Source organism: Bradyrhizobium ferriligni (genome assembly GCF_056837965.1).
In genome coordinates this window covers 1-774 of the sequence record NZ_JBXEJO010000198.1, presented here as the reverse complement: position 1 = coordinate 774, position 774 = coordinate 1, and the positions used below count along the sequence as shown (strand labels likewise).

General features: G+C 43.8%; 1 protein-coding gene. It reads left to right on the top strand.

The features are described from left to right. Positions 1–379 (top strand): hypothetical protein (locus AC1VNY_RS42500; RefSeq protein ID WP_482409669.1); only part of this gene is annotated, 379 nt, incomplete at its 5' end. Positions 380–774 lie beyond the last annotated feature (395 nt).

Here is a 774-nt window from a genome sequence, read left to right as displayed (position 1 = left end):
GTTACTAACAGCACCAGAAAAGACAGTCACCAACATCAGCATAAGAAAGAAAGTTGGCACAGAACCTTGCTTGAATTACATTGAGAAACAAAGAATAAACGGCCAGCCAATGGATAGAGCTGATATTGTGAACGCCCTCATAGAGTGTGGCCGCAAAGAAGATTTTCATTTAAACCAATCCACGTCAACTACTAGATTGCAGGAGCTGGGTTTGAAGATTGGAGTAGCAAGAAAAGAACAGCATAACAGGTACGTGAGTAGGCTCATCAATCAAAATCGAACTGGTACGGTCAGTCGCTGGACGCTGTTGGAGATATTGCGAAGGAGATCGGAGCACCTATGGACATGTCCGGAGTGCAATGAAGATATTCCAAACTGAAACTGAGATCAGGTAATAGAGCCAAGGGAAGACCAAGAAAAAAATGGATAGACAATATCAAGACCACACTACATAAACACGGATATAACACAACAAGGGCGACTCATCTGGCCCTAGAACGCAAATTAAAGCTCCCATCCCTACGCTTAACGGCAAGAGTGGACAGCCAACTACATCTTCCACCTGGGAATAGACAACAGACAACCGGTAAAATCGAGGGTAGACGAGACAGAGGAAGAAAGGGAGATAAGATAGCCTTACTTCATGGCACGGAAGAGCGTCAACATCTGAGATGATAGCAAACACCAAAGACAGAGATTTGTGGAGATCCACGATAGCATACGACAGACGGCACATCACCTGATGATGATGATATGTGAAACATAACTAAAAAA